The sequence below is a fragment of the Pusillimonas sp. genome (assembly GCF_044464525.1).
Taxonomy (GTDB): Bacteria; Pseudomonadota; Gammaproteobacteria; order Burkholderiales; family Burkholderiaceae_B; genus Pusillimonas.
In genome coordinates this window covers 1-21,654 of the sequence record NZ_JBIQLE010000036.1, presented here as the reverse complement: position 1 = coordinate 21,654, position 21,654 = coordinate 1, and the positions used below count along the sequence as shown (strand labels likewise).

21 protein-coding genes and 1 pseudogene are annotated in these 21,654 nt (G+C 60.8%); 19 read left to right on the top strand and 3 right to left on the bottom strand.

The genetic code is table 11. The features are described from left to right. Positions 1-30: 30 nt before the first annotated feature. The 4 genes from radC to ACIY1O_RS15355 all read left to right on the top strand — a co-directional run bounded on the left by radC (position 31) and on the right by ACIY1O_RS15355 (position 4,588). Complete coding sequence (radC, locus tag ACIY1O_RS15370) at positions 31-708, top strand: RadC family protein (RefSeq protein ID WP_397475973.1); 678 nt, start codon at positions 31-33, stop codon at positions 706-708. A gap of 259 nt (positions 709-967) precedes the next feature. Beyond that, positions 968-1,234 (top strand): type B 50S ribosomal protein L31, encoded by a 267-nt coding sequence (locus ACIY1O_RS15365; RefSeq protein ID WP_125167740.1) that lies wholly within the window; start codon positions 968-970, stop codon positions 1,232-1,234. 193 nt (positions 1,235-1,427) lie between these two features. Continuing rightward, positions 1,428-3,176, top strand: coding sequence for an ArnT family glycosyltransferase (locus ACIY1O_RS15360; protein ID WP_397475972.1), 1,749 nt, complete (start codon positions 1,428-1,430; stop codon positions 3,174-3,176). Further along, entirely contained in the window at positions 3,173-4,588 is a 1,416-nt protein-coding gene (locus tag ACIY1O_RS15355; protein WP_397475971.1) for an MATE family efflux transporter, read from the top strand. The genes ACIY1O_RS15360 and ACIY1O_RS15355 overlap by 4 nt, the downstream gene beginning before the upstream one ends. Here ACIY1O_RS15355 and ACIY1O_RS15350 read toward each other — a convergent pair. After that, a complete protein-coding gene (locus ACIY1O_RS15350; protein ID WP_397475984.1) occupies positions 4,579-5,769 on the bottom strand; it encodes a class I SAM-dependent methyltransferase in 1,191 nt (396 codons plus the stop codon). The genes ACIY1O_RS15355 and ACIY1O_RS15350 overlap by 10 nt on opposite strands. A 365-nt stretch (positions 5,770-6,134) precedes the next feature. On the opposite strand from ACIY1O_RS15350, the gene ACIY1O_RS15345 reads away from it, so the two are divergent. The 15 genes from ACIY1O_RS15345 to ACIY1O_RS15275 all read left to right on the top strand — a co-directional run bounded on the left by ACIY1O_RS15345 (position 6,135) and on the right by ACIY1O_RS15275 (position 20,913). Beyond that, positions 6,135-7,340, top strand: a complete 1,206-nt coding sequence (locus ACIY1O_RS15345; RefSeq protein ID WP_397475970.1) for a multidrug effflux MFS transporter — start codon at positions 6,135-6,137, stop codon at positions 7,338-7,340. A 114-nt stretch (positions 7,341-7,454) separates the two neighbouring features. Next, positions 7,455-7,691 (top strand): 50S ribosomal protein L28, encoded by a 237-nt coding sequence (gene rpmB / locus ACIY1O_RS15340; protein ID WP_397475969.1) that lies wholly within the window; start codon positions 7,455-7,457, stop codon positions 7,689-7,691. A 38-nt stretch (positions 7,692-7,729) separates the two neighbouring features. Next, the gene (rpmG, locus tag ACIY1O_RS15335) at positions 7,730-7,897 is read left to right on the top strand and encodes a 50S ribosomal protein L33 (RefSeq protein ID WP_301115899.1); all 168 of its coding nucleotides are present in this window, start codon (positions 7,730-7,732) and stop codon (positions 7,895-7,897) included. 164 nt (positions 7,898-8,061) lie between these two features. Continuing rightward, positions 8,062-10,719: a leucine--tRNA ligase gene (gene leuS, locus ACIY1O_RS15330; RefSeq protein ID WP_397475983.1), complete on the top strand. Its 2,658-nt coding sequence runs from the start codon at positions 8,062-8,064 to the stop codon at positions 10,717-10,719. A 4-nt stretch (positions 10,720-10,723) separates the two neighbouring features. Further along, positions 10,724-11,401: an LPS-assembly lipoprotein LptE gene (locus tag ACIY1O_RS15325; RefSeq protein WP_397475968.1), complete on the top strand. Its 678-nt coding sequence runs from the start codon at positions 10,724-10,726 to the stop codon at positions 11,399-11,401. Positions 11,402-11,428: 27 nt separating this feature from the next. Next, complete coding sequence (gene holA / locus ACIY1O_RS15320) at positions 11,429-12,499, top strand: DNA polymerase III subunit delta (RefSeq protein WP_397475967.1); 1,071 nt, start codon at positions 11,429-11,431, stop codon at positions 12,497-12,499. A gap of 96 nt (positions 12,500-12,595) precedes the next feature. Further along, complete coding sequence (locus ACIY1O_RS15315) at positions 12,596-13,891, top strand: glutamate-5-semialdehyde dehydrogenase (RefSeq protein WP_397475966.1); 1,296 nt, start codon at positions 12,596-12,598, stop codon at positions 13,889-13,891. Between the two features lie 4 nt (positions 13,892-13,895). Beyond that, positions 13,896-14,312, top strand: coding sequence for a CopD family protein (locus ACIY1O_RS15310; RefSeq protein WP_397475965.1), 417 nt, complete (start codon positions 13,896-13,898; stop codon positions 14,310-14,312). A gap of 53 nt (positions 14,313-14,365) precedes the next feature. Further along, the gene (locus tag ACIY1O_RS15305; protein ID WP_397475964.1) at positions 14,366-15,838 is read left to right on the top strand and encodes a THUMP domain-containing class I SAM-dependent RNA methyltransferase; all 1,473 of its coding nucleotides are present in this window, start codon (positions 14,366-14,368) and stop codon (positions 15,836-15,838) included. Positions 15,839-15,948: 110 nt separating this feature from the next. Further along, a complete protein-coding gene (locus ACIY1O_RS15300) occupies positions 15,949-16,137 on the top strand; it encodes a hypothetical protein (RefSeq protein ID WP_397475963.1) in 189 nt (62 codons plus the stop codon). 159 nt (positions 16,138-16,296) lie between these two features. Next, positions 16,297-16,830: an RDD family protein gene (locus ACIY1O_RS15295; RefSeq protein ID WP_397475962.1), complete on the top strand. Its 534-nt coding sequence runs from the start codon at positions 16,297-16,299 to the stop codon at positions 16,828-16,830. Positions 16,831-16,968: 138 nt separating this feature from the next. Next, entirely contained in the window at positions 16,969-18,315 is a 1,347-nt protein-coding gene (locus tag ACIY1O_RS15290; RefSeq protein ID WP_397475961.1) for an AMP-binding protein, read from the top strand. Positions 18,316-18,338: 23 nt separating this feature from the next. Further along, positions 18,339-18,863, top strand: coding sequence for a gamma carbonic anhydrase family protein (locus ACIY1O_RS15285; protein ID WP_397475960.1), 525 nt, complete (start codon positions 18,339-18,341; stop codon positions 18,861-18,863). A 9-nt stretch (positions 18,864-18,872) separates the two neighbouring features. Further along, positions 18,873-19,793: an Hsp33 family molecular chaperone HslO gene (hslO, locus tag ACIY1O_RS15280; protein WP_397475959.1), complete on the top strand. Its 921-nt coding sequence runs from the start codon at positions 18,873-18,875 to the stop codon at positions 19,791-19,793. A gap of 115 nt (positions 19,794-19,908) precedes the next feature. Next, entirely contained in the window at positions 19,909-20,913 is a 1,005-nt protein-coding gene (locus tag ACIY1O_RS15275; protein ID WP_397475958.1) for a TadE/TadG family type IV pilus assembly protein, read from the top strand. Here the strand turns inward: ACIY1O_RS15275 and ftsB are convergent. Beyond that, positions 20,910-21,239, bottom strand: a complete 330-nt coding sequence (gene ftsB, locus ACIY1O_RS15270; protein WP_397475957.1) for a cell division protein FtsB — start codon at positions 21,237-21,239, stop codon at positions 20,910-20,912. The genes ACIY1O_RS15275 and ftsB overlap by 4 nt on opposite strands. A gap of 53 nt (positions 21,240-21,292) precedes the next feature. After that, positions 21,293-21,654 (bottom strand): annotated as a pseudogene (gene eno / locus ACIY1O_RS15265) (phosphopyruvate hydratase); the annotation flags it as partial.

Genomic DNA, 21,654 nt, shown 5'->3' with positions numbered 1-21,654 from the left:
AATCTCATATTCCTCTATTTTAGAGCCTTTATGTCTTTCGATCCCTTATCCACCCAAGCCGAGCGTCCGCGCGAGCGGCTTCTGGCCCACGGCGCCCAGGTGCTGACCACCCCGGAACTGCTGGCCATCATCTTGCGCACCGGCCCACGAGGCAGCGACGCCATCGACCTGGGCCGCAGCCTGATAAGCCGCTTCAAGGGGCTGCGCGGCCTGCTGTCCGCTGATGCCGAGGCTCTGCTCAAGGTGCCCGGCATCGGCCCGGCCAAAACCTGCGAGCTGCTCGCCATCAACGAGTTGAACCGCCGCGCTTTGGCCGAAGCGCTGCGCAGCGGCGAGGCCCTTGACCAGCCCCAGCGCGTCAAGCACTTCTGTACCGCCATGCTGGGGCATCTGCGTATAGAACACTGCATGGCACTTTATCTGGACAGCCAATACCGCCTTATCGCCACCGAGGAACTGGCGCGGGGCACCTTGACCCAAGCGTCGATCTATCCACGGGAAGTGGTGCGGGCGGGCTTGCGTCACCATGCCGCCGCCCTTATTTTGGCCCACAACCACCCTTCGGGCGTGGCCGAGCCCAGCCAGGCCGATTTGGCCCTGACCCGGCATCTTAAACACGCCCTGGCCCTGGTCGACATCCGTTTGCTCGACCATTTGATCGTCACTGCACAAAGCGCCGTTTCGCTGGCCGAGCGCGGGCAAGTCTAACGGATAGATGTATCCTTGCAACGGCATGCACAAGAGCCCCTTGAGATTACAAACCCGGGCATGGTAATATTACGAGTTACTTTGGATACGTGGCTGGGTAGTCGACGCTTTTTGCAGCAACAGCGCCGACCGACGACGAAGCAATGTAAGCGCAGCAAGGCCCAAGGCAAGGCAGCGCGCGAACACAAAGCGAATCAAGCAGAAGTCACCCAGACTGGCGACCCCCAACAAGCAATGGCGCAAGCCACAGGAAATTACCATGAAAGAAGGCATCCACCCCGAATACCGCGAAGTTGTTTTTCTGGATCAGCAAACCGGCAACACTTTCATTTCGCGCTCGACCCTGAACAGCCGTGAGACCATCGACGTCGATGGCAAGACCTACCCTCTGTTCAAATGCGAAGTCACTTCGGAGTCGCACCCCTTCTACACCGGCGCCCAGACCCGCATCGTTGAAACCGGCCGCGTCGAGAAGTTCCGCGCCCGTTTTGCCCGCACCGCCGGCACCGTCAAGAAAGCCTCCTGATTTCAGCGGCGTTTCGCCCTGCGTCGGCCGAAACGCCACCACCGGGCAAGCGGCCATCACAATGGTACAACCGCCCGCCGGCATCGGCCCTCCAGGACCGAACTCCAAAGGCAGCCCCCCGGGCTGCCTTTTTACTGGCTTTTTACTTTAAGATGGCCCTGTTCCGTCAATTTTCCCCTACTGATCCGTGGCATTGCATGACTCCCACTCAACGCCGGCACGCCTGACCGCAACGGCGACCACCAAGCTTCCCCGGCTGCCCCTGCTTGCTTTGGGCCTGGTGTACATTCTGGCGGGGCTTTTCTTTCGCGACCCCTGGAAAACCGACGACGTGGCCGGCCTGGCCACCATGCTGACCGCCCTTGAGGACGGTTGGCACGCTTGGCTGCTGCCGAAAATCGGCAACATGGCCTATGCCCAGAACGGGCCGCTCATCACCTGGGTGGGCGCGTTTTGCATCTGGCTCTTCAGCCCCTTGTTCGAGCTGTTCACAACGCCGCTCGAAGCCACGCTTCTTGCATCGCGCCTGCCCAATCTGCTGTGGTTCGGCATTATTACCGGCTCGGTCTGGTACGGCACCTACCTGCTGGGAAGACGGCCCGAGCCCCAGCCACTGGCCTTGCCTTTCGGCGGCGAGCCTACCGTGCGCGACTACGGCCGCATGATCGCCGACGCGGCCCTACTGCTGATCCTCGCCACCGTCGGCATCATCTGGCGATTGCACGAAACATCCGAAGTGCCGGCCCTGATTGCCTTCCAGGCCCTGGCGTTCTACGCGGTGGCGCGCATGCTCGATCATCCCTTGTCAGGCGCGATAACCCTGGGCATTGCCTTGGGCGCCGCCTTTCTGACGCGCGGCTGGATCGGGTCGCTGCCCATCATACTGGCCGTACCCTGCCTATTCATTCCGCGCAGCGCCCTCTGGCCGGCAAAACATTGGCTCATCATCAGCGCAGTGCTGGCCATCGTCCTGGGTCTGCTCTGGTGGATACCTGCCAAGAACTTCAGTACTTACTGGATTCACAACTGGTGGCTATGGAACCTCACCTCGTTTGGCATGCCGCAATACCAGGCTGTGCTGGGCGTGCTGCGCGACCTGCCCTGGTTTCTGTGGCCGACCTGGCCCTTCGCCCTGCTGGCCATCTGGCGCTGGCGTACCTGGCTGTTCGCGCCGCACATCTGGATACCTCTGATGTTCCTGCTGTGGCCATTCATTATCATGCTGTTCCTGGCCGACGCCTTCGAGCCCGAATACAGCCTCATGGCCGTACCGGCCGCCGTGCTCGCCGCCTTCGCCCTGCCCACCTTGCGCCGGGGTGTCGTCAATTCGCTCGACTGGTTCGCCGTGATGTGCTTTTCGCTTGCTTGCGCCACCGTTTGGCTGGGATGGATCGCGCTGCAAGCCGGGTGGCCCGAACAAATCTCGCATAACATCGCCCGCCAGACTCGGGGCTACGAAGCCTTCATCTCCTGGAGCGCCGTCGCGATGGCCCTGCTGGGCACCCTGGCATGGATCGCCATCGTCCGCTGGCGCCTGCACACCAAGCCGGCCGCCCTATGGCGCGGTACGGTTCTGTCTGCTTGTGGAATCGTACTGACCTGGCTGTTGCTGGTCACATTATGGCTGCCCGCCCTCGACTACGTCCGCAGCTATCGCGAAGTATCCTCGCATCTGACGCAGGCTCTGCATACCCATCAGAGGCCCGGAGAATGCGTGCGCGGGCTGTCGCTGGGCACCGGCCAGCGCGCATCGTTCCTGGTGTTCAACGACTTGCGTTTCAGCTACAGCGCAGAGTGCACCCTGGTCCTGCAGCAAACTTCGCCCGACGCCGTACAAGCCGGCTTGGCCGACTTCGCGCCGAATTCCGTAGTGCTTTGGGAAGGCAAGCGGGGCGCAGACCGACGTGAGATGTTTCGCCTGCTGCGCCTCGATTCTCGATGACCCCCACTTCGTCCACCCGGGCGTTTCTGGCACAAGTCAAGGAAACCCTGCGCCAAGCCTGGCCCATCCTGATCAGCGCCTGGGCCAGCATGGCGTTCGGAGTCATGGACACAGCCATGGCGGGCCATGCCAGCGCGGCCGATCTGCAGGCCATGTCCCTGGCGGTGTCCATCTACATCACTATCTTCGTAGGCCTGATGGGCGTCATACATGCCCTGATTCCCATCATCGGCCAGCATTATGGGGCCCAACGGCTGCTAGAGGTTGGCCGGGCCTGGGGTCAGGGGGTCTGGCTGGCACTGGCCCTTTCATTGCTTGGCGCCACCGCCATGCTGTTCCCCAATGTGTGGCTCTCGCTGTCCGGCGATGTCGAGCCCGCCGTGCGCGAAGGCGTTACCTGGTATCTGCGGGCTCTGATCGTCGCCCTGCCCGCCTCGCTGGTGTTCCGCTCTATTTATGCGCTGGGCACGGCGGTGTCGCGGCCCAAGGTTGTCATGATGATCAACCTGGCCGCCATTGCCGTAAAGGCGCTGTTCAACTGGATATTCATCTTCGGCAAGCTGGGCGCCCCGGCCTTGGGAGCGGCGGGCGCCGGGCTATCGACCGCCATCACAAGCTGGTTCAGCCTGGCGGCGGGTCTGTGGATTCTGAATCACGACAGCTTCTTCCGGCAATTCCAGCCGCGACTTGACCGGCCGCGCTGGCTCGACCTTAAAGAATTGCTGCGCCTGGGCATTCCCATGGGCGGCTCGTATCTGGTCGAGGTTGTCGCTTTCAGCTTCATGGCCCTGCTCATAGCACGCGAGGGCATGTACGCGACGGGCGGCCATCAGATTACCGCCAACCTCATTGCATTGTGCTATATGTTGCCGATGTCGATTGGCATCGCCTCGGCGTCGCTCACCGCACAGGCCATCGGAGCGCGCGATGTCGCGCGAGCCCGACAGACCGGCCTGGCGGGACTGTTCATCGCTTTGGCGGGTGCGGTGATCACCACCGCCCTGGTCATGGGCGGGCGACCCGCCATTCTTGCAGCTTATACCGACAACCTCGAGGTGGCTGCCATGGCCGCCGCGCTGTTGCAGATCTTGCCATATTTTCATTTGTGCGACGCCCTGCAATGCGTAAACTCTTACTTGCTGCGCGCCTACAAGGTGGCGGTAGTACCGCTGCTGATGCAGATCTTCGCACTGACCGGCCTTGGTCTGGTCGGAGGCTGGTGGTTGGGCTTCGGCCCCCTGGCCGGAAGCCTGCAACCTTTGCTGGACGTGATCATGCCGGGCGCCCCCACGGGGGCCGCCTCAATGTGGTTGATGGCCGCAATCGGATTGGGGCTGTCGGCCGTGCTACAGAACATCTGGTACTGGCGCGTGGTGCGGCAGCACAGCCAAGAAAGCGGTTATCAGCTATAGATGTAGCCGCGCCGCCACGGATAAGACAGATCGGAAGGGTTATCCAGCTCGTCGCTGCGACCCGCCACAGGCTTGTGCTGCAGCAGTACCTGATGCAGCGCTATCCATGCGTGCTCGAAACCCATGGCGCAGCCCGCAAGATAGATGCGATAAGCGCGCAGCGAACGCTCGGCGTTCTCGCCCTTGAGCGTTTTGCGGGCCTCGTCCAGTTGGGCTTCAAGCGCGTCGCTCCAGGCCCAAAGGGTACGGGCATAGTGCGGCCGCAAGTTCTCGACGTCGACGTCTTCGAGCCCCGCCTCGGCGATTTGTGCCAGCTCGTTGCTGATGTGGGTCAGTTCGCCGCCGGGGAAAATGTATTTCTCGATGAACTGCCCCATGCCCGCGCCCACTTCGGCGTTGTAGACACCACCCGCGGTGATGCCATGGTTCATGATCAAGCCGCCCGGTCTGAGCAAGCGGCGCAGCTTCGAAAAATACTCAAACAACTGCGCGCGCCCCACATGCTCGAACATGCCCACCGACGCGATTTTGTCGTATGGCGCGGATTCATCCAGCTCGCGATAGTCAAGCAGAGTCATGCGGACACGCCCCGACAGGCCTTTTTCTTCGATCAGCCGATTTACATGCGCATGCTGGTTCTTGGACAGCGTGATGCCGGTGGCATCCACGCCGTAATTTTCGGCCGCCCACAGCAGCAAGCCGCCCCATCCCGCGCCGATGTCAAGGAAACGCTCGCCTTCACGCAGCCGCAGCTTGCGGCAGATGTGGTCGAGCTTGGCTTCCTGGGCCTGGGCCAGCGTTAAATCGGGTTCGCGAAAATAGGCGCACGAATACACCCTGCGCGGATCAAGCCAAAGCTGGTAGAACTCATCGGACAAGTCATAGTGGAACTGAATCTGACGGGCATCGCGCACCTTGGAGTGCCGCTGTATGGAGATCCAATGCCGCCTCATGCTGGTGAACCAGTTTCCCTTGGCCGCATCGATAGGCGAAGCGGGCAGAACCGACGAAGCCAGCAGCATCAGGTCGCGCATCGAGCCTTCGAAATCGAACCGCCCTTCGACGTAGTCCATTCCCAGCTTGCCCGCCTCGCCCGAAGCCAGATGCCGCAGTGTAGAAGTATCCTTGACCTTCAGACGGATGCGTGCGTCGTTCGAGCCGGCCGTTTCACCACTGGGCATGACCACCTGGACTGGCAAAGGCAGCGAAGCCAGTTTTTTTTCCACTAAAGACAGTACAGCACTCACGTTCTCAACCCCCTATACATACTTAGCTGAAATCGAAGATCCGGCGGAATGGTGAAAACCCCTGATATTTTGTTGTGGGTTATTGCAAGCTCCAGCAGCAAGCTGCGTCTTGATCCCTGCAACCATACAAACCGGGCGGTTCGCTCGACAATTTATCACCAAACGCCGCCCAAGGCACACGCCTTCGGCGACTTGCCGTCTTTGAAGGCGGAAAAACAATGCCATCAAGCGAAGGCAACATCACGATCACTGTTAGACTACAGGCTTCGCTTTTTCCGGGCCAACCTGCCCGTTGTTTCATGTCTTCCAGACAATTGACCCGCACCGTGCCGGGCTGGCTGTGGCTGATGGGCGCCCTCACCGCCTTGGGTCCCCTGGCCATCGACATGTACCTGCCTTCCTTTCCGTACATGGTAGACGGCTTGGGAGCCACGCAAGGAGAAGTCGAACGCACCCTGGCGAGCTATTTGGTTGGCCTGGCCGCAGCCCAGATTATTTATGGGCCGCTGGCTGACCGCTATGGCCGCAAGCCGCCGTTGCTATTCGGGCTGGCCCTCTTCACCGTCGCGTCGGTGGGCTGCGCTTTCAGCACCGATATCGAACACCTGAACTTATGGCGTGTCGTGCAGGCCTTGGGCGGCGCCGCCGGCATGGTCGTGCCTCGGGCGGTGGTGCGCGACAACCTCGACACGCGCGACGCAGCCAAGGCGCTATCGCTGCTTCTGCTGATCATGGGTGTCACCCCCATACTTGGCCCCATCTTAGGCGGACAGGTGCTGTACATCGTCGGATGGCGGGGCATCTTCGGCATCATGGCGTTGGTTGGCATTCTTTTGCTGATTTTCACCGCACGCAACATGCGAGAGACTTTGCCGCCGGAAAAAGTCGTACCGCTACATGCGCTTACGATAGCTCGGAACTATTGGAGCCTGCTACGCGACCGCCAGTTCATTTTCTATGCGCTTGCCGGAGGCCTGGGTGGTGCGGGTATCTTTACTTTCATATCCGGCTCGTCCCGCATCCTGATCAACATCTACGGGGTCGAACCACGCTACTTCGGCTTCGTGTTCGGCCTGGGCGCCTTCTCGCTGATTGCGGCATCACAGTTCAGCGCCCGCCTGCTCGACCGTCATCCGCCCGAAAAGCTTCTCAAGCTGGCGCAGACCGCCGCAGTGGTGGCGACAATGATCGGCCTGGCGCTGACCCTCGCGGGATGGCTGCCTTTGCCTTTGCTGATGCTGTGCCTTATGGGCTTCATGGGCAGCCAGGGCTTCGTCAACCCAAACGCAGCCGCCTTGGCGCTCTCGCGTCAGGGCCACCGCCTGGGCGTTGCCTCGGCCATGATGGGCACGGTGCAGATGGTCAGCGGCGCCGCGGCGGGCATCGGCATCAGCCACTGGCAATCCAGTACCGCCCTGCCGCTGACCGGTATTCTGGCTGCGTGCGTGGCTCTTTCGTGGCTGTTCGGGTTCGCCGCCCGGCGCTCTGCCGTCAAGTCTAAATAGAAATGTGGGCCCCAAGCGCGCACGCTGCTGCGGTACACCAGGCGTACTGCTTGATAACAAGGCCATTTTCGTTATAGAATAGATGGTTTATTAGATTTTCTAAGGGGTATGATCATGGCACGCGTATGCCAAGTTACCGGCAAGGGCCCACGCACGGGCAACAATGTTTCGCACGCAAACAACAAAACCAAGCGCCGCTTTTTGCCAAACCTGCAATCGCGCCGGTTCTGGATCGAAAGCGAAAACCGTTGGGTTCGCCTGCGTGTTTCGGCCAGCGCCATCCGCACCATCGACAAGAACGGCATTGAGTCCGTCTTGGCCGACCTGCGCGCCCGCGGTCAAGCGGTTTAAGTTCGCCGCACCGGTAAACCCATACTCAGGAGCACATTATGGCTAAAGGCATTCGCGAGAAGATCAAACTCGAATCCACAGCTGGCACTGGTCACTTCTACACGACCACCAAAAACAAACGCAACATGCCCGAGAAAATGCTGATCAAGAAATTTGATCCCGTTGCTCGCAAGCACGTCGAATACAAAGAGACCAAACTTCGTTAATCGACGCAGCGCCGTACCCCGTAAATGCCCCGCCCCGAGCGGGGCATTTTGGTTTACGGCCCCTGATCGGCCCAGCTCGATGATGCACGGCCTGCATGTGGATGCCGGCCAAGCGTCTTATAATGCAAAGTTTGCATCAAACCCCAGATAAAGAAACCGAATCCATGCAGGAACGCTACAACCCCGCCGCCGTCGAAGCAACAGCCCGCGAAGATTGGCAGGCGCGCGACGCCTATCGTGTCACCGAAGACGCCGTCGGCGCCGACGGCAAGCCCAAGCCCAAGTTCTACGCCTGCTCGATGCTGCCCTACCCCAGCGGTAAGCTGCACATGGGCCACGTGCGCAACTACACCATCAACGACATGATGGCGCGGCAACTTCGGATGCGGGGATACAACGTACTGATGCCCATGGGTTGGGACGCCTTCGGCATGCCCGCCGAAAACGCCGCCATCAAGTCCAAGGTGCCGCCCGCCAAATGGACCTACGACAACATTGCCTACATGAAGAAGCAAATGCAGGCGATGGGGCTGGCCATCGATTGGTCGCGCGAGATGTGCGCCTGCGATCCCAAGTATTACAAGTGGAACCAATGGCTGTTCCTCAAGATGCTAGAAAAAGGCATTGCCTATCGCAAGACCCAGGTTGTCAATTGGGACCCGGTCGATCAAACCGTGCTGGCCAACGAGCAGGTCATCGACGGACGCGGCTGGCGCTCGGGCGCACCGGTCGAGAAACGTGAAATACCAGGCTACTACCTGCGCATCACCGACTATGCCGAAGAGCTGCTCGAGCAAGTGCAAAACGGCCTGCCCGGCTGGCCCGAACGCGTGCGCCTGATGCAAGAGAACTGGATAGGTAAAAGCGAGGGTGTGCGCTTCGCCTTTACCCATGACATCCACGATGACCAAGGCAGCCTTATTCAAGACGGCCGCATGCATGTCTTCACCACCCGTGCCGACACCATCATGGGGGTCACCTTTTGCGCCGTCGCGCCCGAACATCCCTTGGCCACCCAGGCGGCTCGCGGCAACCCGGCGCTTTCCGCCTTCATCGAAGCCTGCAAGCAGGGCGGCACGACCGAGGCCGAAATGGCCACGCGCGAAAAAGAAGGCATGCGCACCGGCCTGGCGGTGACCCATCCGCTTACCGGCGAGCAGATCGATGTCTGGGTGGGCAACTACGTGCTCATGAGCTACGGCGACGGCGCCGTCATGGGGGTGCCGGCGCATGACGAGCGCGACTTCGCCTTCGCCAAAAAATACGATCTGCCCATCAAGGACGTCATCGCACACAAGGACAAGGTCTTCTCGACCGACGCCTGGCAGGAATGGTACGGCGAAAAGCAGCAAGCCCGCACCGTCAACTCCGGCAAATACGACGGCCTCGATCACCAGGCCACGGTCGATGCCGTCGCAGCCGACCTGGCCGCCAAAGGGCTTGGCGAAAAGCAGACCACCTGGCGCCTGCGCGACTGGGGGGTTTCGCGCCAGCGCTATTGGGGCACCCCCATTCCCATCATCCACTGCGAAGACTGCGGCCCGGTTCCGGTGCCCGAACAAGACCTGCCGGTAGTATTGCCCGACGATCTCATTCCCGACGGTAGCGGCAACCCCCTGAACAAGCACGACGCCTTTCTGTCGTGCTCGTGCCCCAGCTGCGGCAAGCCGGCACGGCGTGAAACCGACACCATGGACACCTTTGTGGATTCGTCCTGGTATTTCATGCGCTACACCTCGCCCGATAACGACCAAGCCATGGTCGACCAGCGCAACGACTACTGGATGCCCATGGACCAGTACATCGGCGGTATCGAGCACGCCGTGTTGCACTTGCTGTATGCGCGCTTCTGGACCCGTGTCATGCGCGACCTGGGCCTGGTCAATTTCGACGAACCGTTTACCCGCCTGCTGTGCCAGGGGATGGTGCTGAACCATATCTATTCGCGCAAGAACGCCCAAGGCGGCGTCGAGTATTTCTGGCCGGAAGAGGTCGACGACATCCACGACGACAAAGGCGTCGTTGTGGGCGCCCGCCTGCGCGCCGACGGCTCCGAGGTACAGTACGGCGGCATCGGCACGATGTCCAAGTCCAAGAACAACGGCGTCGACCCCCAATCCTTGATCGATTCCATGGGCGCCGACACGGCCCGCCTGTTCGTGATGTTCGCCAGCCCACCCGAGCAGACACTGGAATGGTCCGACTCCGGCGTCGACGGCGCACACCGCTTTCTGCGCCGGCTCTGGGCCTTCGGCCAGTCGCAGCAAGCGTTTATCGCCAGCGTCGACAACAACACGCCAGATTGGTCTGCCGCCGACGCGGCCACCAAGGCCCTGCGCCGCGAAATCTACGGCCAGCTCAAACAGGCCGACTACGATTACCAGCGCATCCACTACAACACCGTCGTCTCGGCATGCATGAAGATGCTCAACACGCTCGAGTCGGCCACGCTGCCCGACACCGTCATTGCCCGCCAGGGAATGGCCGACGCGCTAGGTATATTGCTGCGTGTGCTGTACCCTGTCGTACCGCACATCACTTGGCAGCTCTGGCGCGACCTGGGCTATACCGAGCGGCTCGGCGACATGCTCGATGCTCCCTGGCCCGAGATGGACGAAGCCGCCCTGATCGCTGACGAAGTCGAACTCATGCTTCAGATCAACGGCAAGCTGCGTGGCTCCATCATGGTGGCAAATGGCACAGCCAAACCCGAGATCGAGCAACAGGCGGCCGGCCACGAGGCCGTCGCCCGTTTCCTTGAAGGCCGTCCGGTCAAACGGGTTATCGTGGTTCCCGGAAAACTCGTTAACGTCGTCGGATAAATTCATGCACCTGCCTGCGCTCCGCCCCTTTTCGATCTCTTCCCGCCTGGGGTTGCGCGGGCTGGCCTGCGTGCTGCTGCTCGCTGTTCTGGCGGCCTGTGGCTTTCGGCTCAAGGGAGTCTCGCCGCTGCCCTTCGATACGCTTTATACCAACATCGCCGAGAACTCCCTGTTCGGCGCCGATCTGCGCCGCCTGATCGTAGCTACATCGCCCAATACGCGTTTCGTTGACGACGTCACTCAGGCGGAAGCCCGGCTCACACAGCTCTCGCTGCAGCGTTCGATGCGTGAAATCGCCATTGGCCCCGATGGCCGCGTTGAAGAGTACGAACTCAATCTTGTTTTCGTCTTCCAGCTTACTGACGCTCAAGGAAGAGTACTGCTGCCGCCCACGACTCTGCGCTCAACCCGCGAAGTACCCTACGACCCCGACGCCTTGCAGGCCAAACAGGGCGAAATCGGTTCGCTGTTCCAGGAAATGCAACGCAGCCTGATCGACCGCATCGTGCGACGCCTGACATCGCCCGAAGTCGCCCAGGCATTCGAAGAGCGCGAAACAATCGCTCCAGAAACCGAACCCGGCACTATCGCTCCCGCAGCTCCGGATGCTCCGGCTGACGACATGATGCCCTCTCCCGACCTCACCCCCATGCCCAGACCCGGCATGATCCCGACCAACTAGGCGGGGTCCAACTGAAAGGAAAGTCGCATGACACGCGGGCTCGACATCGACGGCCTGTTGCAACGGCTCGAACAGGCACGGCAGGGGGGCAAAAGCCTCGATGGCCTATACATTGTTTCAGGCGATGAGCCATTGCTGGTCATCGAAGCGCTCGACGGCTTGCGCGCCCTTGCGGGCCAAGCAGGCTATGTCGAACGCACCAGCCTGGTCATGGATGCGCGCAGCGATTGGTCGGCCGTTCTGGGAGCCACCCAGAACGTCTCGCTGTTCGGAGACCGGCGTCTCATAGAACTTAAGATTCCCGGCGGCAAGCCCGGCAAGACCGGCGGCGACACCCTGGCCGGGCTTGCGCAGCTGTTCACCAGCGGCGGCCTGCCGGACACCATGCTCACGATAAGCCTGCCCCGGCTGGATCGCGCCACCCGTTCCACCAAATGGGCCACGGCGCTGCAACAGGCAGGCCACTTCATTGAAATCCCCACCATCGGACGCCGGCAACTGCCCCAATGGATCCAGCAGCGCATGGCGCGGCAAGGCCAGCGCCTTGAGCCGGAATGCCTGGAATGGATGTCGGACAAGGTCGAGGGCAATCTGCTCGCCGCCCATCAAGAAATCCTGAAGCTGGGGCTGCTCTACCCTGAGGGGCCCATTGATTCCGACGAGGTCAGGCAGGCGGTGCTCAATGTGGCCCGCTATGATGTGTTCGGATTGCGCGATGCCATGCTGTCGGGTCAGGCCGACCGGGCCTTGCGCATACTCGCCGGCCTGCGCGCCGAGGGCGAAGGGCTGCCGCTGGTGCTGTGGGCGGTGGGCGACGAAATCCGTCTGTTGGCCAGGCTGGCCGCCATTCAAGCCGAAGGGCGCGACTTGGCCGGCGCCATGCGCCAGCAGAGGGTGTTCGGCCCGCGTGAGCAACTACTGCGGCAGGCGCTACGCCGTCTACCGGCGGGGCTTTGGCCCATTGCGGTGCAGCATGCCCATGATGTCGATCGCATCATCAAAGGGCTGGCCGCAGTCGGCCGGCTCGACGACCCCTGGGAAGAGCTGGCCCGCTTGGTGCTGCGCGTCGCCACACCGCGAGCAGCCAAGGCCAACTGACGCCGTCGGCGCCAAGTCCCATTACAATGGACGCATCGCCTTTTCGAATGTGGGCCGCCGGTTGGCGACGCCCGCTTTTTCTTACAGAGTTGCAATATGAACAGTCCTGGCTCCAACGACACCCAGACATTCTCAGAGTCTGCACACGACGCGGCGCTCGAGCTTGGCCAACGCGCACGCGCGGCTTCGCGTCTGATGATGAGCGCCCCAGATTCCGCCAAAGCCATCGCCCTTCGCGCCATGGCGGAACGCCTGCGGGCGGACAAGCAGGCGCTTCAAGCCGCCAACGCCAAAGATCTTGACGCCGCACGCAGTAATAATCTTTCCGCCGCGCTGCTCGACCGCCTCACTCTGTCCGACAAGGCGCTGGAGACCATGGCGGCGGGGTTGCTGCAGATCGCCGCCATGCCAGACCCGGTCGGCATCCAGTCCACCTCCGTCATCCGGCCGAACGGCATGCGGGTGGGCCAAATGCGCGTTCCCCTTGGCGTCATCGGCATCATCTACGAATCGCGGCCCAACGTCACAATCGACGCCGCGGCCTTATGCTTGAAGTCGGGCAATGCCACTATATTGAGAGGCGGCAGCGAAGCCTTCCATTCAAACCAGGCCTTGGGTGAAATCATCCGGGCCGGCTTGGCCGACGCGGGCCTGCCCCAGGACGCGGTGCAAGTGGCCAACACCACTGACCGGGGCCTGGTCGGAGAGCTCATCACCCTCACTGACCACATAGACGTCATTATTCCGCGCGGAGGCAAAGGCCTCATCGCCAGGCTGGCCGCCGAAGCCAAGGTACCCTTGCTCAAGCATCTTGACGGCAACTGCCACGTGTATATCGACGCAGCGGCCGACCTGGACAAGGCGCACGATATTTCGGTCAACGCAAAAACCTATCGCTTCGGCATTTGCGGCGCCATGGAAACCCTGCTCGTGCATCGCGATGTCGCAGGCGCCCTTCTGCCCAGGCTGGCTGCCACCTTGCGCGACAAAGGCGTCGAGCTGCGCGGCTGCGAGCAGACCCAGGCATTGCTCAGCGACGTGGTCACCGCCACCGACGAAGACTGGGAGACAGAATATCTCGAACCCATCCTGGCCATCCGGATCGTCGATAGCCTCGACCAGGCTATCGAGCACATTACACGCTACAGCTCCGGCCACACCGAATCCATTGTCACCGAGAACCTGGCCGCAGCCACGCGCTTTCAGCGCGATGTCGACTCCAGCTCGGTTTATATCAATCTGCCCACCTGCTTCGCCGATGGGTTTGAATATGGGCTGGGCGCTGAAATCGGCATTTCAACCAACCGGCTGCATGCGCGCGGCCCGGTGGGCCTTGAAGGCCTTACCACCTACAAGTGGGTACTAACCGGCAACGGGCAGTTGCGCGGCTGATCTCATGCTCTGGATCAAGTCGTTTCATCTGCTTTTCGTGATTTCGTGGTTCGCGGGCCTGTTCTATCTGCCTCGCATCTACGTCAATCTGGCGCAAACCGCCGAGCCCGCCGTGCAGCAGCAACTGCTGGGCATGGCGCGCCGGCTGTATCGTTTCATGACCATATTGGCCATCCCGGCCCTGGTGTTGGGATTATGGCTGTACTTGGGTTATGGCCTTGGCATGGGCCAGGGCTGGATGCACGCCAAGCTGCTGTGCGTGGGGTTGCTGCTCGGCTATCACCACGCCTGCGGCCGGCTGTTGAAAAAATTCGAGGCTGGGCGCAATACGCGCAGCCATCGCTTCTATCGCTGGTTCAACGAAGCCCCGGTGCTCCTGCTGCTGGCTGTTCTGGTTTTGGTCATCGTACGGCCGTTCTAGTGTAGTGTTGCGCCGCTCTCACCCGCTTAATCCAGGCACTGCCTGACACATTCATGACCGACTCGAAAAACTCCGGCAAGACACTGACCCTGAAAAAGAAGCCTCTTGCTCCTTCAACGCCCGAAGCAACCAGGCGCAAGCGGTCAGGAGGGCGCGCGCGCAATGTGGCCCAGCGCGAGATCGAAAGCCAAAAACGCGTCGCTTCCCCACCTGCTGACATCCAGCGGTCACCGATAGCCGCCACCAGCGTACAGCACGCCGAAGAGCCTTCATCGGCTTCCGAACAGGGCGCCGAAATTCGCAGGGTTCAGACACGTCCCCGCAGCGAGCGCCGGCCGGCCGGCCAGGGAGCCCGCCGCTCCGAACTCTTCGCCGTGTTCACACCTTGTCCGCACGGGCTCGAAGAAGCCCTGTCGCTCGAATTGCAGGCCCTGGGTTTCGAGGATGCCGTTGCAGACCGCGCCGGCTGCCGGCTGACAACCGACTGGACAGGCATCCAGCGCGTGAATCTGTATTCGCGCTTGGCCACGCGCGTGCTGGTCCAGGTTTCGCAGGCCCCTATCCGGCACGAGGACGACATCCTGGAGCTTGCGCGCAACACTGAATGGGAACGATGGTTCGGCGCTGAACAAACCTTGCGCGTGGACACTTCCGCCATACGCAGCCCCATGAAAAGCCTGCAGTATTGCAACCTGCGCGCCAAGGATGGAATCTGCGACAGGCTGCGCATGCGCGAGGGCAGCCGACCCGACATTGACACGGTTCGTCCCGACGCCCGCGTTCATCTCTTCCTTACCGAAGATACCGCCACGCTTTACCTGGATACCACCGGAGAATCGCTTTTCAAGCGAGGATGGCGCCTGAACAAAGGAGAAGCACCCATACGCGAAAACCTGGCAGCCGGACTCTTGGCACTGTCTGATTGGGACCCCACCGAGGCCCTGCTTGACCCATTCTGCGGCAGCGGCACCATTTTGATTGAAGCGGCCTGGATCGCCCTGGGCGTGCCCGCCGGCATCTGGAGGCCGTTCGGTTTCGAAAGACTGCGCAATCACGATGAGCGCCATTGGCGCGACCTGAAAGACGACGCCCGCAGCCGTATCGCAACCCGGCTGGAAGCGCCCCTGGTGGGCGTAGACCTGGACCCTGCCGCCATCGACGCCGCCAGGCAAAACGCCGAACGCGCCTGGCTGACCCCGGATACCATCCGGTTCGAAGTTGGCGATGCTCGAACAGTGCAGCCGCCCGCCGCCCACGGCTGGATCGTTACCAACCCCCCTTACGGAGAGCGTCTGCCCAATGAAGAGCCCGAGATCTGGCTCGAATGGTCCCAGAACCTGAAACGTAACTATAGCGGTTGGCAGGTGCACGTGATATCAAGCGATCTGGATCTTCCACAGCGCATTCGATTGAAGCCGTTGCGTCGCCGGCCACTGCACAATGGCCCCTTGGACTGCCGCCTGTTCAGCTTCGAAATGGTCGAAGCGGGCTATCGCAGAGCTCCGGCACGCGGGGATTTAGAGTAAAAGCAACACTCTTGTCGCACCGCAGCATAAAAACTTGCTTTGGCCTAGGGAAAACCCTATAATAGGGATAACCCTGAACGAAACGTTCATTTCATGTAGAGAGGCCAATCATGATCCACCTGAATAGCGACATCCGTCTTACCGATGAACTCGAACGCCAATTGATGCAAGAGGCGATCGAAGAGCAGCTGCGCTTCAAGCCCGGCAAGGCTCTCAAGAATCTGTTTGTCAAACTGAATTCCTCGAAGAAAGCAGCCGGCATCCAGGTTCAGCAGCGCAACGCCGAATCGGCCGCTTAAGCGCCGCTTCCTGCCAGGCCGCACAATGCTGCGGCCCCATCGGCCAAGTTTGCCGATCTTGAAAAAGCCGCTGACGCGGCTTTTTTGCTTTATGCGGGATAATACGGGGTTCCCGTCGCTGTTTTCGCGCATAAACCCCTTTTCGCTCGACATTCCAGCATGCCTCACACCACTTTCCTTCCCGGCACGGGCCATACCGCTGCTGTCCCCAGCCGCTGGCGTCTCTTTGCAAGCATGATGTACGAAGGAGTCCTGCTGTTCGCCGTGGTGTTCCTGGCGGGCTACCTCCTGGATACCCTTACACAGAGCCGCAGCGGGCTCACGTTGCGGGGCCTTAGGCAAGGCGTACTGTTTCTGGCCATCGGCGCGTACTTCATCATGTGCTGGCGCTACAGTGGACAAACCTTGCCCATGAAAACCTGGAACATCCGCCTTGTCGACCAAAACGGACATACTCCGACGCTGAAGCGGCTGATGCTGCGCTATGTGTTGCTTTGGCCGATTCCGTTGCTGGCCGCCCTCTTGGTGCAAGGCGCCTCCCATCTTACGGGCTATCGCTCCACCGACTTGCTGATCGTGTTCACCCCCTTCACCATCTTTTTCTGGACCTGGATCGACCCTGACCGACAGTTCCTGCATGACCGTCTGCTAGGTACCCGCCTCATCCATACCGACGCCAAAACAGGCAAATAACCAACCAAGCCAAGGCGGTATAAACCCTAGGACCGACACTTTCTGAAACGCGGGGGATTGCACAGAACCCGCTTGTCGTTCATGCTTGCAAGGTGTCGGACATCCACGCCATCATCTGCCAAGCTGATTCCCACGAAAATGAACGATCAATATGCGGAGCTGTACTCGTCTTATCAGTGGCTTGTTCCTTCTCAATTTAATATCGCCCAGGCGTGCCTGCACCGCTGGGCTGAAAATTCGCATGAAGGTCGGCGCACCGCCATCTATACCGAAGACGAGCTTGGCAATGTAGATGCCTGGTCGTTTTCCCGCTTGTCCGAAACCAGCAACAGGCTGGCCAACGGGCTGCTGCGCATGGGTGTGCAGCCTGGCGACCGAGTTGGCATCGCCATGGGACAACGGCCTGAAACGGTAGCGAGCTTCATGGCCATATTCAGCGTGGGGGCCGTGGCCACGCCGCTTCCAAGCTCGCTTGAAGCCCGGGGCATCGAGGCTTGCATGCGAGACGCCGAAGCCCGGGTGGCCCTGGTCGACACCATAGCGGGTCCCGATTTACTGCAGGCCCATCTCAATTACCCCGAACTATCTCAGATAGTGGGCCTGGGGTTCCAGCACGACAATATCATTCCGTGGCGCACGCTGCTGGCACGGCAACCCGACTCATTCAAGCCGCTGCCTCTAAGCGCATCGCGGCCCGCACTGCTGCTCTACGGTTCTTCAGGAAGCAACACATCGCGGGGCGTTTTGCTTTCACATGGCGCCCTTATCGGCAGTTTGCCGGGTTTTGTGGCTTCCCAAAACTGGTTTCCCGCCATGGCGGGCGCGTTCTGGAGCCCGGTCGACTGGATGTCGGCCGCCGGCCTGATGTCCGCACTGCTTCCCGCCTTGTATTTTGGGTGCCCTGTTGTAGCCGCGCTCGGGCGCTTCTCGGGCTTGCGGGCGTTCGAGATTCTCAACCGCTACAGCGTCACCCACGCCTATTTTTCGGCGGCGCAATTAACGCAGATGATCGACGACACCAGTCTTTCCGCCCCCCCCGCCACGCCGCCGCGCGCCATCGCCTTTGACGGCGCAGGCAATGACAACCAAACCTTGTATCGATGGTGTGAACAGCATTTGGGCAAGGCGCCCAACATCGTGCTGGGCGTTGCCGAAGCACAGCTTATCGTGGGCAACAGCCAAAACAAATGGCCCGCCATGGCCGGCAGTATTGGGCGGCCGTATCCCGGTCATCTGGTTACCGTACTCGACTCAAAAGGCCTGCCTTGCCCCGCCGAGGTTGCCGGCGAGCTCGCTGTCAACCGCTACGACATCAACGGGCATCCCGATCCAGCATTGTTTCAGGGCTACTGGAAAGACCCGGCCGCCACGCAGGCTCGCTTTGCCGGCGACTGGTGGCTAACCGGCATAAAGGCCAAGGTCGACAGGCTTGGAAACTTCTGGCGCGTACCTTCGGAAGCAGCCGCTATACAATCCCCTGTGTAGAACATTCTTCTCTTGGGGTTTGTATGGCCATTTATGAGTTCAATGGGCTGGCTCCCATTATCGACAACGACACGTTTATTTTCGAAAGCGCCGACATCATCGGGCATGTCGTGCTGGAAGCGGGCGTCAGTATCTGGTCCAACGTCAGCATACGCGGCGATAACGCCGTCATCAAGATCGGCCGCAACAGCAATATCCAGGAAAGCAGCGTACTGCACGTTGATACCGGCGTGCCGCTCACTATCGGAGCAGACGTGACCGTCGGCCATCAGGCCATGCTGCACGGCTGTACCATCGACGACGGCGCCCTCATCGGCATGCAAGCCATCGTCCTGAATAACGCCCATATCGGCCGCAATTGCCTCATTGGGGCCGGCGCCATCATTCCCGAGGGCAGGCAGATTCCGGATAACTCATTGGTGGTGGGCGTGGGCAAGGTGATACGCGAGCTCACTGAAGACGAAATCCGCTCCATGCACGAAAACACCCAGTCCTACGTGCTGCGAGCGCGTGAATACCGGGACGGGCTTAAAAAGCTTTCCGACTAAAATCAGCCCATGAGCGATTTACTCAAAAAATACCTTTTCGAAGATCACAGCGTGCGCGCACAAGCCGTCAAGCTCGGCGATTCCTGGCGCACGGGCCTGGCACATCAAAGCTTTCCGCCCTGCGTGCAAAAATTGCTGGGCGAGCTTACCGCCGCGGCCGTGCTGCTGGCCACCAACATCAAGTTCGATGGTTCATTGGTATTGCAATTGCAAGGCGATGGTCCCATCTCGCTTATCGTCGTTGAATGCACTTCCGATCTAAGCATCCGCGCCACAGCCAGCTTGCGTGAGGGGCTTGCCGTACCCCGGGACGGCAACCTGCAAAGCCTGCTGAACAGCCAGGGACAGGGCCGCTTCATCGTCGTGCTCGACCCACAACGAAAAAATGCCGACATGCAGCCGTATCAGGGCGTGGTGCCCCTGGAAGGCGACAGCGTGGCGCAGGTGCTTGAACACTATATGCGCAATTCCGAACAGCTCGACACACGCCTTTGGCTCAGTGCCGACAGCGACCAGGCCGCAGGCCTGTTGTTGCAGCGCATGCCCGGGCAAGGCGGCTCCAAGCCCGCCATCGACTCGCCCCACGACACCTGGGAACGCGCCATCGCTCTGGCCGGCACGCTAGAGCCTGCCGAACTGCTGCACCTTGATACCGACACGCTCATACACCGCTTGTTCTGGGAAGAAACGCTGCTGTCCTTTGACCCGCAGGCGGTACGCTGGCACTGTCCGTGCACCCGCGAGCGAGTGGCCAACATGCTGCGCATGCTGGGCCGTGAAGAAATCGAAGACATCCTGTCGCAGCAAGACCGAATCAATGTCTCGTGTAATTTTTGCGGCAAACCCTATCGGTTCGACGCCATCGACTGCGCCCGCTTATTCACTGAGCCCCAAGACGCGCCCCCTACCGACGCCGGCTCCATCCACTAAGAAGCAGATACTTGCGGCGCCGGCCATCAGGCTGCGCAACGCTGGCACAGCGGGCAAGTAAGTCACGCGCACTTTCCACAATCGACGCCTGGCTGCCACGGGCACATACTGGTGCATGCCTACGCTCAGCCGCCATGTGGCGCCAGGCCGCCAATGCGGCGCCAGCGCCATCGAGTTCACTCTGGTCGCCATACCAATGCTGCTTGTGGGTCTGGGCGCGGTCGAACTCAGCCGATGGTTCTTCGTGAAACAGGCCATAAGCCTTGCCCTGCTCGAAGCCGGCCGCGCCGGCATCACCGACCATGCGCGTCCCGCCACCATCGAACAAGCCTTCGAACAAGCCTTGCTGCCTCTGTTCCCACGCACTGGTACACAAACCTCCTTGCAGCGGCTTCAGAAAACGCTTGCACGCCGCCAAGAGGCAACCGGAGCTTCCGCCTGGCAAATCAGGATCGTGTCGCCCGACACTGCCGTCTTCCAGGATTTCGCATCTTCCCAAGCCGCCGTAGCCGGCGCAACGGGGCTCGCCGTCATCGACAACAACTATCAGGCCGAACAGCATCAAGGCTATTTGCAGCAAGGCTGGCTTGAAGGGCGGGGGCCTATATCAGGCGCCACCATCTTCGATGCCAACAGTCTGGTGCTGCATCTTAGCTATATGCACGAACCCCTGGTTCCCGGCATGCGGGCGCTTATGGGCGTGTTGGCTACGGGTTCACATAGGCATGCCCAAGCCGCGCTGGCGGGTGGCTATCTACCCATGCAGCAAACTCTACGATTGACCATGCAGTCTCATCCTGTAGCCTGGCCCAGGCACAGCAGCAAAGTAGTGCCGGCTGACGACACAGCGCCCACGCTCCCGGCAACGGCCCACAACCCTTCATGCCCAGGCTTATGGTGCGCCACCACAAACTCCTTGCCATCTTACTTGCCCAATGCACAAGAATCGCCCGGAAAAACCAATACGCCCGACGGCCCGGATGCTTTCAGCACAGCTGGCAAAGCCTCCGAAGCCGGCGGCAAGCCTGCCGCCACACCGGTGTCCGGTCCCAACGAAAACACGGTTCCACCCGACTACGATGCCGTCTGTGGAACCGTGCTGTGCTGTTTCGAGGGCTAGCGGCCGCCTTGCGAACCGGAAGGTCGCGAACGGGATACAGTGGGTTGCTTTTCGTTGGGCGCCAAAAGCTGAACGAATATCTCGCCGTCCTTGACCATGCCCATTTCGCCGCGCGCCCGCTCTTCAACCGCCTGCGTGCCCGATTTCAAGTCTTGCACCTCGGCCGCCAGCGCATTGTTTCGCGCGACCAGTGCATCATTGGTCTCGTTCTGTGCCGCGATCTGTTCCTGAAGCTCGTGCACCCGCATCCAGCCCCCTTTACCAAGCCACAACGGGTATTGGATGAATGCCGTCAACAGGACCAGAACAATCAGTAGCAGTCGCATGGTCGGTGGGGGCCAGTTAAAACAAACACGCCCGTAGCCGGGCGGCCTGGACTTTAACGCAGATTGTAGAAGGCGTCGCGGCCGGGATAGCTGGCGACGTCGGCAAGCTCTTCTTCGATACGCAGCAATTGATTATATTTTGCCATGCGATCAGAGCGCGACAACGAGCCGGTTTTGATCTGCATGGCATTGGTCGCCACGGCGATGTCGGCAATGGTGGAGTCTTCGGTTTCGCCCGAACGATGCGAGATAACCGCCGTGTAACCCGCACGCTTGGCCATTTCGATGGCCGCAAAGGTTTCGGTCAGGGTTCCGATCTGGTTGATCTTGATAAGGATGGAGTTGGCAATGCCCTGCTCGATGCCTTGTTTAAGAATGCGGGTGTTGGTGACGAACAGGTCGTCGCCCACCAATT

Bases quoted from the DNA above. Each gene is read 5' to 3' on its own strand.
- radC (WP_397475973.1), top strand. From the start codon at position 31: ATGTCTTTCGATCCCTTATCCACCCAAGCCGAGCGTCCGCGCGAGCGG.
- ACIY1O_RS15365 (WP_125167740.1), top strand. From the start codon at position 968: ATGAAAGAAGGCATCCACCCCGAATACCGCGAAGTTGTTTTTCTGGAT.
- ACIY1O_RS15355 (WP_397475971.1), top strand. From the start codon at position 3,173: ATGACCCCCACTTCGTCCACCCGGGCGTTTCTGGCACAAGTCAAGGAA.
- ACIY1O_RS15350 (WP_397475984.1), bottom strand. From the start codon at position 5,769: ATGCCCAGTGGTGAAACGGCCGGCTCGAACGACGCACGCATCCGTCTG.
- ACIY1O_RS15345 (WP_397475970.1), top strand. From the start codon at position 6,135: ATGTCTTCCAGACAATTGACCCGCACCGTGCCGGGCTGGCTGTGGCTG.
- rpmB (WP_397475969.1), top strand. From the start codon at position 7,455: ATGGCACGCGTATGCCAAGTTACCGGCAAGGGCCCACGCACGGGCAAC.
- rpmG (WP_301115899.1), top strand. From the start codon at position 7,730: ATGGCTAAAGGCATTCGCGAGAAGATCAAACTCGAATCCACAGCTGGC.
- leuS (WP_397475983.1), top strand. From the start codon at position 8,062: ATGCAGGAACGCTACAACCCCGCCGCCGTCGAAGCAACAGCCCGCGAA.
- ACIY1O_RS15325 (WP_397475968.1), top strand. From the start codon at position 10,724: ATGCACCTGCCTGCGCTCCGCCCCTTTTCGATCTCTTCCCGCCTGGGG.
- holA (WP_397475967.1), top strand. From the start codon at position 11,429: ATGACACGCGGGCTCGACATCGACGGCCTGTTGCAACGGCTCGAACAG.
- ACIY1O_RS15315 (WP_397475966.1), top strand. From the start codon at position 12,596: ATGAACAGTCCTGGCTCCAACGACACCCAGACATTCTCAGAGTCTGCA.
- ACIY1O_RS15310 (WP_397475965.1), top strand. From the start codon at position 13,896: ATGCTCTGGATCAAGTCGTTTCATCTGCTTTTCGTGATTTCGTGGTTC.
- ACIY1O_RS15305 (WP_397475964.1), top strand. From the start codon at position 14,366: ATGACCGACTCGAAAAACTCCGGCAAGACACTGACCCTGAAAAAGAAG.
- ACIY1O_RS15300 (WP_397475963.1), top strand. From the start codon at position 15,949: ATGATCCACCTGAATAGCGACATCCGTCTTACCGATGAACTCGAACGC.
- ACIY1O_RS15295 (WP_397475962.1), top strand. From the start codon at position 16,297: ATGCCTCACACCACTTTCCTTCCCGGCACGGGCCATACCGCTGCTGTC.
- ACIY1O_RS15290 (WP_397475961.1), top strand. From the start codon at position 16,969: ATGAACGATCAATATGCGGAGCTGTACTCGTCTTATCAGTGGCTTGTT.
- ACIY1O_RS15285 (WP_397475960.1), top strand. From the start codon at position 18,339: ATGGCCATTTATGAGTTCAATGGGCTGGCTCCCATTATCGACAACGAC.
- hslO (WP_397475959.1), top strand. From the start codon at position 18,873: ATGAGCGATTTACTCAAAAAATACCTTTTCGAAGATCACAGCGTGCGC.
- ACIY1O_RS15275 (WP_397475958.1), top strand. From the start codon at position 19,909: ATGCCTACGCTCAGCCGCCATGTGGCGCCAGGCCGCCAATGCGGCGCC.
- ftsB (WP_397475957.1), bottom strand. From the start codon at position 21,239: ATGCGACTGCTACTGATTGTTCTGGTCCTGTTGACGGCATTCATCCAA.